Here is a 16,704-nt window from a genome sequence, read left to right on the forward strand (position 1 = left end):
TGGCCCCTTACGCCAGGCAGCGGAACAGATGCGCCGGATCGCGGTCGGGATCGATGTGCAACCTGATCCCGCCCCACTCGATGCGGGACCGTTCGCCGGTGAGGAGGTTTTCGAGTGTCGTCACATGGTGTCGCTGCCCGCCGGCGTCAACCGTGACGTCGCCGAGCGGCAGCCAGCATTCGCGCGCGTGGCCTGAGAGCGCGATCACGATCACGACCGTGTTGGCGGGCTCGGCCGCCTCCTTGACGAAGGCGATCGTCTCGCCGTCGTCGATGCCGAGAAAGCGCAAGTTCGCGGTCTGCTGAAGCGCGGCGTTGTCGTTGCGGATGCGATTGAGTGCTGCAATGTAGTCCTTGATGTTGCCTGGCTTGTCCCAGTCGCGCTGCTTGATCTGGTATTTCTCGGAATCGAGATATTCCTCGCGGCCGGGGATCGCCTCGTGTTCGAGCAGCTCGAACCCGCTGTAAACGCCGTAGCTGCCCGACAAGCTCGCCGCCAGCGCGACGCGTGACTTGAACGCCCAGGCTTCTCCGCCCTGGAGATGATAGGGCAGCAAATCGGGCGTGTTGACGAACAAGTTTGGGCGGTAGAAGTCGCGTTCGGGATAGCGCGTCAGCTCGCCGAGATATTGCTCCAGCTCCCAGCGCGAGGTGCGCCAGGGGAAATAGGTAAAGGACTGCGCAAAGCCGAGCTTGGCGAGGCCCTTCATCAGCTTCGGCCGCGCAAAGGTCTTGGAGAACAGGATCACCTCGGGATGCCGGCGGCGGATGTCGCGGATCAGCCAGTCCCAGAACGCAATCGGCGCAGTGTCGTGGTTGTCGATGGCGAAGATGGTGACGCCATGGTCGATCCAGAACAGCATGGCATCGCGAAAGGCGTTCCACAGGCCGACGCGGTCGACCGAGGCGAAATCCGGGATCACGATGTCGGAATAGGGTCCATCCGCCGTCCGCACCGAGCGGTCCGGCCGCCATTTGAACCATTCCGGATGCTGCGTCAGCCAAGGATGGTCCGGCGAGCATTGCACGGCGAAATCGAGCGCCAGCTCAACGCCGTATTCCAGGCAGGTTGCGACCAGCGCGCGAAAATCCTCGATGGTGCCGAGCTCGGGATGCAATGCATCGTGGCCGCCCTCGGCGGCTCCGATGGCATAGGGCGAGCCGGGTTCGCCTTCGGTCGCCACCGGCGCATTGTTGCGACCCTTGCGGCGGTGACGGCCGATCGGGTGGATCGGCGTGAAATAGAGCACGTCAAAACCCATCGCCGCGATATCGGGCACGCGGGCGATGCAGTCGCGGAGCGTGCCGTGCCGGCCGGGGATCCGGCTCTGGCTGCGCGGCATCATCTGATACCAGGCGCCAAGCCGCGCCCTGTCGCGGTCGACGCTCAGCGGGAAGGGCTGTGAGCGGGTGAGGTCGGGCCGGGACTGGCTCTCGGCCATGGCATCGCCGAGCTCGGTCGCAAGCAGCGAGGTGACGTCGCCGGTTTGAAGATAATCCTCGCATTGCCTGACGATGATCTCTGCTGCGGCCTGCGGCGCGCCGTGCGCCTTGGTCAGGAGCCCGGCACCCTCGATGGCATCGAGGCTGACATCGGCGCCGGTTCGCTGCTTGCGCACGACCCCATGGGACCAGGTGGCGAACTCGTCGGTCCAGGCCTCGACCGCATAGACGTAGTGGCCGGGCTCGGCTGGCGTGAACGCACCGGACCAGCGGTCATTGCCATGATGGATCATCGGCTCGCGCCGCCAGTCCCGGTCCTGCTCAGGACGCCAGAGCAGCGCGGCGCTGACCACGGCCTCGCCATCGCGGTAAACATCGGCCCACACCTCGACCCGTTCGCCCGCGATCCGCTTCACGGCGAAGCGGCCGCCATCGATCGCGGGATAGACGTCTTCGATGAGGAAAGCGCTGCCGGCTGCGGCACTTTCGACAGTTTGAATTGTCTTGTTCACGGTGATGCCATTGACAAGAAAGCAGGAGCCCGTTTCCCTTGTCGGGAACCTACGCTTGATACCTATATAGAAAGCCGCTTGTGTGTCATTAGTTCCCCCTGGGAACGGCAGGCAGGGTCTGTGAGTTGCCCCAGACTAACGTCTTCCGCTGCCTCGTTAAAATGGATGCCCCCGGCAACCGGGTGGCCTGCAAGCTGCGTGCCGAATGGATCTTTTAGCTCAAGCCCGGATCAAGGGCGTTCAATCCGAATTCGTCGATGCCTTGGGGAAGCTGCGGGTCACAGACCCCGTGGCCCTCAAATCGATCCTCGATGCTCTGCCGGAGAAGCGGGTTTACCGTTTCGTCAGCGGGCCGGTCGTGGTTCGCGCGCTCGGACATCCGCGCACCGAATTGGCGGCCATTGGCGCGCCGCCCCTGAAATGGACATTGGCCGCCAACGGCAAATCGATCGCTCAAGGCGAGACCCGCGAGCCCGTGATCGCCTGGCCCGCCGGCCTTCCGCTCGGCTATCATCGATTGACACTGACCGATGCCGAAGGTGTGACGGAAGAGGTGCCGATGATCGTGGCGCCCGAGCGGGCCTTCGGCGGCGATTTCGACCGGGGCTGGCTGCTCGCCGTGCAACTCTACAGCGTCCGCTCGGACCGCAATTGGGGCATCGGCGATTTCACCGACCTTGCCGATCTGGTGCGGCTCGCCAAGCAGCTCGGGGCCGACGGCGTCGGGCTCAATCCGCTGCACGTCCTGTTCGACGACCAGCCGGCCGATTGCAGCCCCTATTCGCCGAACAGCCGGCTGTTCCTCAATCCGCTCTATATCGATGTCGAGGCCATCCCCGAATTCTCCGCGGACCTCGTGCCCGACGCGGCCGCAACCGCCGCCCGTCTGCGTGAAGGCGATCGCGTGCCCTATGCCGACATGGCGGCGCTGAAATGGCTGGCCCTGCGCGCCGCCTTTAGCAGCTTTGTGACGAGCGCGAGCGAAGCGCGCCGCAAGGCGTTCGACGCCTTCCGTGCTGCCCGCGCACCGCTGTTGTCGCGCTTTGCCTGCTTCGAGGTGCTGCGCCATCGCTTCGCCGCGCCGTGGTGGGAATGGCCGGTGGAATGGCAGCAGCCGGACGAAGCCAAATGCGCAGGGCTGCGCAACGGCCCTGACAAGCGCGAGGTCGAATTCGTCGAGTTCGTGCAATGGACGGCCGACAGCCAGTTGCATGCCGCCAAGGAGCTGGCCAGCCAGCTCGGCATGCGCGTCGGGCTCTATCTCGACGTCGCCGTCGGCGTGCAGTCCAACGGATTCGATGCCTGGAACGAGCAGATGGCGATCTCGCGTCATCTCGCCGTCGGCGCGCCGCCCGACGTGCTCAACACCGTCGGCCAGGACTGGGGCCTTGCCGGCTTCAACGCGGGAGGCCTCGAAGCGCAATCCTTCGTGCCGTTCGCCGACATGCTCGCGGCTTCGATGCGCCATGCCGGCGCCATCAGGCTCGACCACGTACTCGGCCTGAAACGGCTTTATCTGGTGCCGCGCGGCTTCAAGCCTGATAACGGCGCCTATGTGCAGATGCCGTTCGAGGCGCTGCTCGGAGCCGTGGCGCGCGAGAGCGCGACCCACAAATGCATCGTGATCGGCGAGGACCTCGGCACCGTGCCGGAAGGTTTTCGCGAGATGATGCAGGATTTCGGCATCTGGTCCTATCTCGTCATGATGTTCGAGCGCGACGATGCCGGCCATTTCCGCAACGTCGACCATTACCGGCCCAATGCGCTGGTCACGCTGAACACACATGACCTGTCGACCTATGCCGGCTGGCGCTCCTTCAGCGATCTCAAGATGAAGCGCTCGCTCGGGCTCGATCCCGGCGAGAACGATCAGGCGCGCTGGGACGCGCTCGGCAGGCTCGACGAGATCCTGCGCCAGAACGGCATCAAGGCCAATGACCTCTATTCGGTGCTGGCGCTCCTGTCGCGCACTCCGTCGCGGCTGCTCGCGGTGTCGATGGAGGATCTGCTCGGCGTGATCGACCAGCCCAACATTCCCGGCACGATCGACGAACATCCGAACTGGCGCCAGCGCCTTCCCGTCGCGCTCGACAAGATCGCCTCCAAGGTCGACCTCACGGCCTTGCGAGCGGCAACCCGGGAACGTTCATTGAACGGCGGTAGTTGATCGGAAGGGGACTTCTCAGGCTCGCACGACATTGTCTCAGAGAATCGAGGACTATGCGCTGATCGGTGATTGCGAGACCGCGGCGCTGGTCGGGCGCAACGGCTCGATCGACTGGCTGTGCTGGCCGGCCTTTGATTCCGACGCCTGCTTCGCTGCCATCCTCGGCAACCACAAGAACGGCCGCTGGCTGATCGCACCGAGCGACGAAATCGTGAGGATTTCGCGTCGCTATCTCGGCGACACCCTCATCCTCGAGACGCGCTTTGAAACGAAGAGCGGCACCATTGCGCTGATCGACTTCATGCCGCCGCGCGGCAAGGCGTCCGATATCGTGCGGCTGGTGCGCGGCCTCGAGGGCACGGTGAAGATGCGGATGGAGCTCGTCATCCGCTTCGGTTTCGGCGCGGACATTCCCTGGGTGCGGCGGATCGATCATTCCCTGATGGCGATTGCCGGCCAGGACATGACCGTGCTGCGCACGCCGGTGAAAACCCGCGGCGAGGACCTGACCACGGTCTCCGACTTCGAGGTGAAGGCCGGCGAGACCGTGCCGTTCGTGCTGACTTACGGCCCCTCGCATCTCGACCCGCCCGCGCCGATCGATCCGGAGACCGCGCTTGGGGACACCGAGGAGTTCTGGAAGGACTGGTGCGGCCATTGCACCCGCGACGGCGACTATCGCGACCTGATCCTGCGCTCGCTGATCACGCTGAAGGCGCTGACTTTCAACCCGACCGGCGGCATCGTCGCAGCCCCCACCACCTCATTGCCGGAGAAGCTCGGGGGCAGCAGGAATTGGGATTATCGCTTCTGCTGGCTGCGCGATGCCACCTTCACGCTGCTGGCGCTGATGAACTCGGGCTACACCGAGGAAGCGTCGGCCTGGCACAATTGGCTGTTGCGCGCGGCCGCCGGCTCGCCGGCGAACATGCAGATCATGTACGGCATCTGGGGCCAGCGGCGGCTCCTGGAATGGGAGGCAGGCTGGCTCGATGGCTATGAGGGCGCCCGTCCGGTGCGCGTCGGCAATGCCGCGCACGCGCAGCTTCAGCTCGACGTCTACGGCGAGTTGATCGACGCCTTCCACCAGTCGCGCATGGCCAAGCTCCAGCTCGACGAGGAGACCTGGGCGCTGGAATGCGCCGTGCTCGATCATCTCGCCGAAGTGTGGGACCAGCCCGATCACGGCATCTGGGAGCGGCGCGGGCAGCCGAAGCACTACGTCTTCTCCAAGGTGATGACCTGGGTTGCCTTCGACCGCGGCATCAAGAGCGCGGAGACCTTCGGCTTCAAGGCGCCGCTGCTGCACTGGCGCGCCTTGCGAGAGGCCATTCATCGTGACGTCTGCAACAGGGGATTTGACGCGGAGGAAAACGCCTTCGTCGAATCCTACGGCTCGAAACTGCTCGATGCCAGCGTGTTGCTGCTGCCCTCTGTCGGCTTCCTGCCGGCGGACGATCCTCGCATCCGCGGCACCATCGCGGCGGTGGAGACACGCTTGATGCGCGACGGCTTCGTGCTGCGGCACGATCCGCGCGAATTGCCCGCGGGGCAGCCGCCGCTCGAAGGCGCGTTCCTGGCCTGCACATTGTGGCTGGCCGATGCCCATGTGCTGTCGGGCGATCTCGACAAGGCGCAAGGCTTGCTCGACCGTGTGGCCGGCATTGCCAACGATGTCGGCCTCCTGGCCGAGGAATACGATTCAGTCGCTCGCCGCCAGACCGGAAATTTCCCGCAGGCGCTGACCCACATCGCGCTGATCAACACCGCTCATAATCTGTCGGCGGCAAGGCAAAAGAGCGAGAAGCCTGCGATGCAGCGGTCGAAGTAGCGACTTGGACGAGCCGCGTGACACTTCAGCTAGCCCACCCCATTCCGCTTCAGGATCATCTCCATCGCTTCCGCAAAACCGTCCTGCTCGTTGGTCGCGGTGACGTGGGTGGCCTGGTCCTTGACGTTGTCGGCGGCGTTGCCCATGGCGATCGAGGTGCCGCTGACGGCGAACATAGCAAGGTCGTTCTGCATGTCGCCGATGGTGGCGACGGCGTCGGTGGCAATCCCTAAGCGCTTGGCCATCGCCTTGACGAAGGTACCCTTGTTGAAGCCGGGCGGGGTGATGTCGAGATAATAGGTCTGCGAGCGCACGGCGGTGGCCTCAGCGCCGAGCGCTTCCTGCATCGCCTTCTCGCACGCCGCAAGGCCGGCTGCATCGGCGCTGGCGCCGACGATCTTGCAGGCACTGGCAAGGTAAGGCGCGAAGTCAGCCACGATGGTCGGATCGGAGCGGATCGTGTGCTGCTCATGCGCGACGTACTTGCCGTCCGGGTTGTCGATCAGCCATTTGTCGGTGGTGAACAGCCAGATGTCGGCGCCGAATTCGCGCAGGATCTGCAAGGACCGCTCCGCCGCACCCGGCGGAATCAGATGCTGCTCGACCGGCCTCATCTCGGGATCGACGATCGAGGAGCCGTTGAACGGACCGACCGGAAGCCACAGCGCCAGCGGCTCGATCAAAAAGCGCATGCCGATGGCGGGACGGCTGGAGGTGATGGTGAAGCCGATGCCGGCCTGGTGCAGCCGCTGCACCGCACCCCTCGCGCGCTCCGTCAGCGTCTTGTCCTTGGTCAGCAGCGTGCCGTCGACGTCGGAGATGACCAGTGAGATTTGCGTCATGGCAGGACCTAACTATTCTTGTTTCAGCGTTTCGCGCGGCCCAGTTTCAGTTGCCGCACGATGCCATCCACGATCGCCTCCACGGTTTCATCGATCGAAACAGTGATGACGTGCTCCCCAGCCTCCGGAGGCTCCAGCGTGTCGAACTGGCTCTTCAACAGCTCCGGCGGCATGAAATGGCCTTTGCGTTGCGCGAGCCGTTCGGCGATCAGCTCTTTCGTGCCCTTCAGGAAAACGAAGCGCACGTCGTCGCGTCCGCGCAGCAGCACGTCACGATAGGTGTGCTTCAGCGCCGAGCAGGCGATGATGATGTGTCCGCCATCTCCGCAGACCCGCCCGATCTCGTCGGCGATGGCGTTGAGCCAGGGCCAGCGGTCCTCGTCGGTGAGAGGATGGCCCGCCCGCATCTTCTCGACATTGCTCGCGGGATGGAAGCTGTCGCCGTCCTCGAAGCGCCAGCCGAGCCGCTCGCCCAGCGCCTTCGCAACCGTGCTCTTGCCCGAGCCCGACACGCCCATCACGATCAATGCACAAGGTGCTTCAACGCCCGCCACGAATGCCCTCCGGAAGCGCGGCCCTATCGACCAGCCAGACGGTCTCACCATTCGAGCGCGCGCGTAACGCCGGCAGAGTCTCGCCATTGAGCAGGCGCGTCAAGATCGGCTGCTTGTCGTGCCCGGCAATCTCGAACAGCATTTCGCGGCAGGAGGCCAGGGCGGGCAGGGTGAGCGAAACCCGGGGCACGAAGGGCGCGACATTGGCCTTGGGCACTCCGATGACCCAGCGTTCAGCCTCCTCGATTTCGGGGAAGCCGGGAAACAGCGAGGCAGTGTGGCCGTCGGGGCCGACGCCCATCAGAACGAGGTCGAACAGCGGCCGTGCCGGATCGAGGTTCTCGGCGCCGTAAAAGGCTTGCAGCTCGTGCGCATAAGCCTCCGCGCTGCGATCGGGAGTTTCAACCATCGTCGGGATCGGATGGACATGGCCGGGAGGCGCATCGCGGTCGAGAAACGTCGCGCGCGCGACCGACATGTTGTTGAGTGGATCGCCCTCGTCGACGAAGCGCTCGTCACCGATGAACCAATGCACGCGCTCCCACGGGATCCTGTCGCGCCAGGCATCGCTGCCGAGCAATTGATACAGCTTCTTCGGGCTGGAGCCGCCGGTGAGGCAAATCGCAATGCGGCCAGGATTGGCGGCGATACGCGCCATCACCCGTTCCGCCGCGGCCTGCGCCAGCGCTTGTGCGTCGGACGTGACGATCAGCTTCGGCTGGTCCGCCGCTGCCATCACGAAAACTTCCGCCAGCTTCGCCCGTCACGCCTGAGCAGTTCGTCGGCGCAGGCAGGGCCGTCGCTGCCGGCCTCATAGGTCTCGATGCCGTTGGTGCCCGCGCTTTTCCAGGCGTCCAGGAACGGCTGCACCGCCTGCCATCCCGCCTCGATGCCATCGGCGCGCTGGAACAGGATGTTGTCGCCGGTCATGCAGTCGTAGATGAGCGTCTCGTAGCCGGTCGAGGGATCGGCGCGGAAATAGTCGCCGTAGCGGAACTTCATCTCGACACCGTCGATGGTGACGCTCGGCCCTGGGATCTTGGCGTTGAACTGCAGCTCGATGGTTTCGGTCGGCGCGATGCCGATGGTCAGGAAATTCTGCGACAAGCGGTCGACCGTCGTGCCTGAGAACATCGACAGCGGCGCCTGCTTGAACTTGATCGCGACTTCGGTGCGCTTGTGGCCGAGCGCCTTGCCGGTGCGCAAATAGAAGGGAACGCCGGCCCAGCGCCAATTGTCGATCATCAGCTTCAGCGCGACAAAGGTCTCGGTGGTGCTGCCGGGCTTGACGTCCTCGGTCTCGCGATAGTCCGGGATCTCCTCGTCGCCGATGCGCCCTGCGAGATATTGCGCACGGACCGAGTTCTTCAGCGCTTCGTCGCGGCTCGGCTGCTGGATCGACGTGAGCACTTCCGCCTTCTCGGAGCGCACGGAATGCGCGTCGAACCGCGCAGGCGGCTCCATCGCGACCAGCGACATGAGCTGAAACAGATGGTTCGGCACCATGTCGCGGAGCGCGCCGGTGGCATCGTAGAAGCCGCCGCGATGGCCGACGCCGAGCTTCTCCTCGACCGTGATCTGGACGTGGTCGATGTGGTTGCGATTCCAGATCGGCTCGAACATGCCGTTGGCGAAGCGCAGCACCAGGATGTTCTGCACCGTCTCCTTGCCGAGATAGTGATCGATCCGGTAGATCTGGTGCTCGTCCATGATCTTCAGCAGTTCGGCGTTGAGCGCGCGCGCCGAGGCGAGGTCGGTGCCGAACGGCTTCTCGATCACGAGGCGTCGCCAGGCGCCGTTCTCCCTGGTCAGGCCGGTGCGGCCAAGCTCGCGCGCGGTCGGCGCGAATGCGGCGGGCGGGGTGGCGAGATAGAACAGCCTGTTGCCGCCGGTCCCTTCGGAACATTCCAGTGAATCCAGGTGCTCGCGCAGGCGATCGAACGACGGCGGATCCTTCGGATCGGCCTCGACGAAGGTCACGCATTGCAGGAGCTGTTTCGCGACGACGTCGTCGACGGGGCGGGTGGCGAACTCGCGCAGGCCCTTCATCAGGCTGTCGCGCAGCTCGTCATCCGACTGCGCCTTGCGGCCGACACCGACGACGCAGAATTTTTCCGGCAGCAGGTTGTCGGCGGCAAGATTGTAGAGCGACGGCATCACCAGCCGATGGGTGAGGTCTCCGGTCACGCCAAAGATGACGAAGGCGCAATTTTCCGGCTTGCGCTTGGCTTGCGGGTCTTTTGTCACGAATGATTGGCCTTGGCTTGTTACGCTTATTTGGGTTTCGAAGCACCCGGTTGCTTCGGCTCCCTGTGCCCGCCGAACCCTGCGCGCATCGCGGAGAGAATTTTTTCGGCGAAGGTGTGTTCCCGACGGGAACGGAAACGTGTGTAGAGCGCCGCGGTGAGGACCTCGGCCGGCACGGCCTCGTCGATCGCCGCGTTCACGGTCCAGCGTCCTTCGCCGGAATCCTCGACGAAGCCGGAATATTCTGTGAGCTGCGGGCTGTCGGCGAGCGCGGTCGAGGTGAGGTCGAGCAGCCAGGACGGGATCACGCTGCCGCGCCGCCAGACCTCCGCGATGTCGGCGAGATCGAAATCATAGCGATGATCCGCGGGCAAGGCGTCGATGTTGGCGTTCTTGAGAATGTCGAAGCCTTCGGCATAGGCCTGCATCAGGCCGTATTCGATGCCATTGTGGATCATCTTGACGAAATGGCCGGCCCCGACGGGACCGGCATGGATGTAGCCCTGCTCGATGCGGGGATCGCGGCCCTCGCGTCCCTCCGTGCGCGGAATGTCGCCGGCGCCGGGCGCTAGCGCGGCGAAGATCGGGTCGAGCCGGTCGACCACCTGCTTCTCGCCGCCGATCATCATGCAATAGCCGCGGTCGAGCCCCCAGACCCCGCCGGAGGTGCCGACGTCGACATAATGGATGCCGCGCGCCTTCAGTGCCTTGCCGCGGCGGACGTCGTCCTGCCAGAAGGTGTTGCCGCCGTCGATGATGACGTCGCCTGCCTGCATCACGGCTGCGATCGTCTCGATCGTCGTCTCGGTGATGCGCCCCGCAGGAAGCATCACCCAGGCCGTGCGCGGCCGCTCGAGTTTCGAGATGAACTCTTCGAGCGTCGTCGAGCCGACCGCGCCGTCGGCGGCAAGGCCCGCGACGGCCTTGGCGTCCTTGTCATAGACCACGGTCGAATGTCCCTGGCGCATCAGGCGGCGAACGATGTTGCCGCCCATTCGGCCGAGGCCGATCATGCCGAGTTGCATTTGCAATATTCCCTTAATTCAGCGCGTCGTTGAGCGCGGCATTGAGCGCCGCAAGACCCTTCTTGAGGCCGCCCTTGAGGTGCACCCGAAGCGCGCGCCGGCCGCGCTCGGTGAGCACGTCGAAATCGCCGCGCGCCTGCGCCGCCTTGATCACGCCGAAGCTCGCCTTCTGGCCAGGCACGGGCAAGTCCTTGCCATCGTCTGCCGTGATCTGAAGAAACACGCCGCTGTCCGGCCCGCCCTTGTAGGCCTGCCCGGTCGAGTGCAGGAAGCGTGGTCCGAACTCGGCGCAGGTCGCGACCCGACGCTTCTCACGCACCTCCAGTCGCATGGCCCGGAGTGCGTCGATCGTCGCCTTGTCGCGCGCGATGTAGCCGAGCAGGGCGACATAGTCGCCGTCGCCCGATCGCGACAGATGCGCCTTCAGCCAGGAGGTGAGATCGCCGTTGGCGCCGGCGGCGCGGAGCGCCGTGGCGTTCGCCTCGTCGGTATAGAGATCGGCTTCGTCGGTGCTGACCACCGGCTCTTCTTTCGGCAGCGCGCCGGTCTTCTCGAACGACGCGGTGAGCTCGCGGGTCTTGATCTTGGCCGCTTCCACGTCAGGCTGGTCGAACGGGTTGATGCCGAGGATCGAGCCAGCCACCGCCGTTGCCATCTCGAAGCGAAAGAACTCCTGGCCGAGATGCTCGATCGACTTCATGACGATGCGCACCACGGGATGGCCGGCCGCTTCGATCGCGGCAAGCTGGGAGTCGTGGGCGGCGTCCGCCTCGCCGTCGATGCGGATATCGATGAAGAATCGGTCGTTGCCGTACACTGAGGGATCGCCCAGGGGCTCGCCCTCGATCGGGATCAGGCCCTTGCCTTCCTTGCCGGTCGATTCCGCGATCAGCTGCTCGGCCCAGGCGCCGAAATCGGCGATCTTCTTCGAGGCCAGGATCGTCACCTTGTCGCGCCCTTCGAGGCCGGCGAGGCCCATGGCGAGGCCGAGCTGCACGCCGGGGTTCTCACTCGGTGGCACGTCCGGGCCGCAGGAGCGGGCCATCGCCAGCGCGTGCTTGACGAAGGTCTTGACGTCGATGCCGGCCGTTGCGGCCGGCACCAGGCCGAACGGCGAGAGCACGGAGTAGCGTCCGCCGATCGATGGCTCGCCATGGAAGATGCGGGCGTAGTTCAGCTTCTTGGCCGCCTTCTCCAGCGTCGAGCCCGGATCGGTCACCGCGATGAAGCGGTGGCCGGTCTTCGACTTCGGCCCGACCGCCTTGGCGACCTGCTCATGAAAATAGTCCTTCATCGCGTTCGGCTCGGTGGTGCCGCCGGACTTGCTGGAGACGATGAACACCGTGTTGGCGATGTCGATCTTCGCTTCCATCGCCCGCACCTGCGCCGGATCGGTGGAATCCAGCACGTGCAGCTTCGGAAAGCCCGGCTTCTTGCCAAACGTCTCGGCCAGCACCTCCGGCCCGAGGCTCGATCCGCCCATGCCGAGCACGACGGCGTCGGAGAATTTCTGGCCCTTCACCCGGCCCGCATAGTCCTCGTAGTCGGCAATGTCGGCCTTGGCTGCGCTGTCGAGCCAGCCGAGCCATTTGTCCTCGTCCGCGCCGGTCCACACCGACTTGTCGCGCTGCCAGAGCCTGCGGATCTTTGCCGATGCGCGCCATTCCTCGGTACTCTTGGCGACCGTCTTGCCGAGTCCCTCGCCGAGCGAGAGAGACTGGCGGTCGAGCGCGGGCCCCAGCACGGTCGCGCGCTTGTGGGCGACGGCGCCGTAGAGCTTGTCGGCGGCATCGGCAAATTGCTTCACGCCGTCCTTGACCAGCTCCTCGGTGATCTCATCGAGCGAGATGCCGGAGCGCTCCAGCCCTTCCAGCACGCGCCTGGCGTCGTCGACATTCTCTTCCAGGCTGTCGCGCGGCTTGCCATGGTCGCGGAAGGCGTCCAGCGTTGCCGGCGGCACTGTGTTGATGGTGTCGGGGCCGATCAGCTCCTCGACATAGAGAACGTCGCTGTACTCCTTGTTCTTCGTGCCGGTCGAGGCCCACAACATGCGCTGTGGCTTGGCGCCCTTGGCGGCGAGCTTGTCCCAGCGCGGACCCGAGAACAGGCGCTTGTAATCCTGGTAGGCGACCTTGGCGTTGGCGATCGCAACCTTGCCCTTGAGCGCGGCGAGCCGCTCCTTCTCGGATGGATCGTTGGCGCGGGCGATCTTCTCGTCGAGTTGCTTGTCGACCACCGAGTCGATGCGGCTGACGAAAAAGCTCGCCACGCTCGCGACGTGAGAGGGATCGCCGCCGCCGGCGACGTATTTTTCGAGACCGGCGATGTAGGCTTCGGCCACCTCCAGGTAGACCGCCTTGGAGAACAGCAGCGTGATGTTGATGCTGATCCCGTCGCCGATCAGCGTCTCGATCGCCGGCAGGCCCTCGGGCGTCGCCGGCACCTTCACCATCAGGTTCTTGCGGGCCACGTCCTTCCAGAGCCGCCGCGCCTCGGCAACGGTTCCGGCGGTGTCCATGGCGAGATAGGGCGAGACTTCCAGGCTGACATAGCCGTCGCCGCCCTTGAGGCGGTCATAGACCGGGCGCAGTACGTCGGCGGCGTTCTGAATGTCCTCGACCGCGACCGCCTCGAACAAATCGGCCACGCTCCGGTCGCCGCGCTTCAGCGCCCTGCCGATCGGGGCGTCGTATTCGTCCGAGCTGCCGATCGCCTTCTCGAAGATCGAGGGATTGGAGGTGACGCCCTTGACGCCGTCGGTGTCGATCAGCCGCTTCAGGTCGCCCTTGGCGATGAAGCCGCGGGCGAGGAAGTCCAGCCAGACGGCCTGGCCGTGCTTTTCCAATTCTTTGACGGGATTCATGATGCCTATTTATCTCCAAGCCTGCGGGCGAGGGGTTTCCGCGCCGGTCCTGACGCGCTATCCTCTAACTTACATGCTCCCGGGAGGGAACCAATCAAGGGTACAGGCGTCATACCCTCCGGTGTAACTCCGTCGCGATCATGGCGATCCGGGCGGTAGCTGCCGTTGTTGCGTAAAAAGTCGTTGGCCGAGGTTTCGGCCGGTCTTGTTGCGTAACGTCGGCCGCTTGGTTATCAACCGGTGGCTGCGTTGAGGGCCATCGGTGGATTCCGATCCGTCTGGTACGTGGCTGGCCGCGAATGGCCACGCTGGGGAAAAGCATGCAGGCTCAAAATGACGGTGTCGCGTTCGCCGTCGCCCACAGTCCGCCGCCGGCCGGATGCGTCGACGCATCGCCCGACCTCGAAATCGGCTCCTGTACGACCTCGCTGCGACTGCTGGTCGCGGCGGGCTTTGCCATGACCCTGCTCAGTGCCAGCCTCGCCTTCAACTGGTGGGATGGTCTTGGCGAGTACGACGTGATGGCCGGATTTGTCGGCGTCGTGGTGTTCGCCCTGATCACAATCCGGCTGATCTGGATGCTCCCCGCCGAGCGGGGACCGGTGGTGGTGGTCACGCCCTACGGCATCCGCGATCTCCGCATCGGCAATGAATTTCTGCCGTGGGATTCGATCGCGGAGATTTCGGCTGAACAACGCGACGGTCACAACATGGTCGTGCTGACGCCGACGCAGGGCTTGCAGCGGCAGCTCTGCAGCATCCGCAATCTGGCGCGCCTTGCGCAGAACAATCGAATCGTCATCCGGTCGGACGGCCTGGCGACCGATTTTGATACATTGCTGCGCGCTTGTCGCGACTGTCACAATGCCGTCGGCAGTCCGCGCACCGCATTGCAGCAGGAAGATGAACGCGGCACCCAAGGCGCCCAGGGCTTCAAAGACACCCAAGGCTTCGCCGTACAAGCGTCATAAGATCGCCGCTCGTCGATATCTATGTTGCAGCGCCGGATGGCCTCATCCCCGGTATCGCCCGGATGTTGCGACCAAGTGACAATTTCTGGAAATGAGCCAATATAGACAGAGATTCGCACAAATTACAGGCAGGTGCCTGTTCGTAACTCATCGAGTGCCTACGTTGTGCGTTGCGTCGTGTCGGCACCCGGGTGTCCAATGATCGTCATGTGCTCACGCTGATTCGAAACGGCCTGAGGAACGGTCCGGTAACTGCTTTCGTTTCAGCTTGTAGCGGAACTCACGCGGAGAGGGATCATGTACAACGATTCTCTATTCAACGCTTTCGCTCGGTCGTTCGAGGCGAGAAGCCAGCACGACATGTCGATGGCGGAATATCTGGAATCGTGTCGAAGCGATCCCATGAAATACGCGAACGCGGCCGAACGACTGCTAGCTGCCATCGGCGAACCCCAGACGATCGACACGGCCAAGGATCCACGCCTTGGCCGTATTTTTTTGAACCGCACGATCCGCACCTATCCGGCCTTCGCCGGCTTCTACGGCATGGAAGAAACCATCGAGCGCATCGTCGGTTTCTTCCGCCATGCCGCGCAAGGTCTCGAAGAGCGCAAGCAGATCCTCTATCTGCTCGGGCCGGTCGGCGGTGGCAAATCCTCGCTTGCCGAGCGGCTGAAGTCGCTGATGGAAGTGCATCCGATCTACGTGCTCAAGGCCGGCGATGAACTCTCGCCCGTGTTCGAGAGCCCGCTCAGCCTGTTCGACCCCGATCAGCTCGGGCCGATGCTGGAAGAGAAATACGGCATCCCGCGCCGCCGTCTCACCGGACTGATGAGCCCGTGGTGCTACAAGCGGCTGGAAGCCTTCGGCGGCGACATTTCCCAGTTCCGCGTCGCAAAGATCCAGCCGTCGAGGCTGCGGCAGATCGGCATCGCCAAGACCGAGCCCGGTGACGAAAACAACCAGGACATCTCCTCGCTGGTGGGCAAGGTCGATATCCGCAAGCTCGAGACCTACGCGCAGAACGATCCCGACGCCTACAGCTATTCCGGCGGCCTCAACCGCGCCAACCAGGGCGTGCTCGAGTTCGTCGAGATGTTCAAGGCGCCGATCAAGATGCTGCACCCGCTGCTCACCGCGACGCAGGAAGGCAACTATATCGGCACCGAGAACATCGGCGCGATTCCGTTCACCGGCGTGATCCTGGCGCACTCCAACGAGGCCGAGTGGGCGAGCTTCAAGGCCAACAAGAACAACGAAGCCTTCATCGACCGCATCTGCGTGATCAAGGTGCCGTACTGCCTGAGGATCACGGAGGAGCAGAAGATCTACGAGAAGCTGATCCAGGGCTCCGAGCTCGCGTCGGCGCCTTGCGCGCCCTCGACGCTGGAGACGCTGGCGCGGTTCTCGGTGATGTCTCGCCTGCGCAAGCACGAGAATTCCACGGTGTTTGCCAAGATGCGGGTTTACGACGGCGAGAGCCTGAAGGAATCCGATCCGAAGGCGCGCAGCGTCCAGGAATATCGCGACGCCGCCGGCGTCGACGAGGGCATGGACGGCGTCTCCACCCGCTTCGCCTTCAAGATCCTGGCTGCGACCTTCAACCACGACCCGCAGGAGGTCGCCGCCGACGCCGTGCATCTGATGTACGCGCTGGAGCAGTCGATCCGCCGCGAGCAGCTGCCGGAGGAAGTCGAGAAGCGCTATCTCGAATTCATCAAGGCGGATCTCGCGCCGCGTTATGCCGAGTTCATCGGTAACGAGATCCAGAAGGCCTATCTGGAATCCTACTCCGATTACGGCCAGAATCTGTTCGATCGCTACGTCGACTATGCCGACGCCTGGATCGAGGACCAGGATTTCAAGGATCCCGACACCGGCCAGCTGCTGGATCGCGAGCTTTTGAACCAGGAGCTGACGAAAATCGAGAAGCCGGCGGGCATCGCCAACCCCAAGGACTTCCGCAACGAGGTTGTCAAATTCTCGTTACGGTCGCGGGCCCAGAACGGCGGCAAGAATCCGACCTGGACCTCCTACGAGAAGATTCGCGACGTGATCGAAAAGAGGATATTCTCCCAGGTCGAGGATCTGCTTCCGGTCATCTCCTTCGGGTCGAAGAAGGACGGCGAGACGGAGAAGAAGCATGGCGAGTTCGTCGCACGCATGGTGGAGCGCGGCTACACCGAGCGTCAGGTTCGCCGGCTCGTCGAATGGTACATGCGTGTGAAGCAGGCCGGTTGAGGCGGAATG

General features: G+C 64.2%; 11 protein-coding genes. 4 read left to right on the forward strand and 7 right to left on the reverse strand.

What is annotated here, in order from left to right:
• Nucleotides 1-7 precede the first annotated feature (7 nt).
• Nucleotides 8-1,954, reverse strand: a complete 1,947-nt coding sequence (locus tag ACFDR6_RS23265; RefSeq protein ID WP_375859627.1) for a maltotransferase domain-containing protein — start codon at nucleotides 1,952-1,954, stop codon at nucleotides 8-10.
• A gap of 205 nt (nucleotides 1,955-2,159) precedes the next feature.
• Here ACFDR6_RS23265 and malQ point away from each other — a divergent pair, with 205 nt between their 5' ends.
• Nucleotides 2,160-4,121 (forward strand): 4-alpha-glucanotransferase, encoded by a 1,962-nt coding sequence (malQ, locus tag ACFDR6_RS23270; RefSeq protein ID WP_375859628.1) that lies wholly within the window; start codon nucleotides 2,160-2,162, stop codon nucleotides 4,119-4,121.
• A gap of 31 nt (nucleotides 4,122-4,152) precedes the next feature.
• Entirely contained in the window at nucleotides 4,153-5,952 is a 1,800-nt protein-coding gene (locus ACFDR6_RS23275) for a glycoside hydrolase family 15 protein (protein WP_375859629.1), read from the forward strand.
• Between the two features lie 29 nt (nucleotides 5,953-5,981).
• Here the strand turns inward: ACFDR6_RS23275 and ACFDR6_RS23280 are convergent, their stop codons facing one another.
• From ACFDR6_RS23280 to ACFDR6_RS23305, 6 genes are read right to left on the reverse strand one after another with little or no spacing between them, the layout of a single operon-like run.
• Nucleotides 5,982-6,794 carry an HAD family hydrolase gene (locus ACFDR6_RS23280; protein WP_375859630.1) on the reverse strand — a complete coding sequence of 271 codons (813 nt, stop codon included), beginning with the start codon at nucleotides 6,792-6,794 and terminating at the stop codon, nucleotides 5,982-5,984.
• Nucleotides 6,795-6,817: 23 nt separating this feature from the next.
• Entirely contained in the window at nucleotides 6,818-7,348 is a 531-nt protein-coding gene (locus ACFDR6_RS23285) for a gluconokinase (protein ID WP_212088718.1), read from the reverse strand.
• Nucleotides 7,335-8,084, reverse strand: a complete 750-nt coding sequence (gene pgl / locus ACFDR6_RS23290) for a 6-phosphogluconolactonase (RefSeq protein ID WP_212089110.1) — start codon at nucleotides 8,082-8,084, stop codon at nucleotides 7,335-7,337. The genes ACFDR6_RS23285 and pgl overlap by 14 nt, the downstream gene beginning before the upstream one ends.
• On the reverse strand, nucleotides 8,084-9,595 hold the full coding sequence (zwf, locus tag ACFDR6_RS23295; protein ID WP_375859631.1) for a glucose-6-phosphate dehydrogenase: 1,512 nt from the start codon (nucleotides 9,593-9,595) through the stop codon (nucleotides 8,084-8,086). Before zwf ends, pgl begins: the two co-directional genes overlap by 1 nt.
• 26 nt (nucleotides 9,596-9,621) lie before the next feature.
• Nucleotides 9,622-10,620, reverse strand: coding sequence for a phosphogluconate dehydrogenase (NAD(+)-dependent, decarboxylating) (gene gnd, locus ACFDR6_RS23300; RefSeq protein ID WP_375859632.1), 999 nt, complete (start codon nucleotides 10,618-10,620; stop codon nucleotides 9,622-9,624).
• 13 nt (nucleotides 10,621-10,633) lie between these two features.
• The gene (locus ACFDR6_RS23305; protein ID WP_375859633.1) at nucleotides 10,634-13,483 is read right to left on the reverse strand and encodes a bifunctional transaldolase/phosoglucose isomerase; all 2,850 of its coding nucleotides are present in this window, start codon (nucleotides 13,481-13,483) and stop codon (nucleotides 10,634-10,636) included.
• Between the two features lie 299 nt (nucleotides 13,484-13,782).
• Between ACFDR6_RS23305 and ACFDR6_RS23310 the strand changes: the two genes are divergently transcribed.
• Together ACFDR6_RS23310 and ACFDR6_RS23315 are read left to right on the forward strand one after the other, a co-directional pair.
• Nucleotides 13,783-14,454: an STM3941 family protein gene (locus tag ACFDR6_RS23310; protein WP_375859634.1), complete on the forward strand. Its 672-nt coding sequence runs from the start codon at nucleotides 13,783-13,785 to the stop codon at nucleotides 14,452-14,454.
• 297 nt (nucleotides 14,455-14,751) lie between these two features.
• Nucleotides 14,752-16,695, forward strand: coding sequence for a PrkA family serine protein kinase (locus tag ACFDR6_RS23315; protein WP_212088728.1), 1,944 nt, complete (start codon nucleotides 14,752-14,754; stop codon nucleotides 16,693-16,695).
• Nucleotides 16,696-16,704 lie beyond the last annotated feature (9 nt).

The organism is Bradyrhizobium tunisiense, assembly GCF_042263385.1.
In the GTDB taxonomy this organism is placed as follows: Bacteria; Pseudomonadota; Alphaproteobacteria; order Rhizobiales; family Xanthobacteraceae; genus Bradyrhizobium; species Bradyrhizobium tunisiense.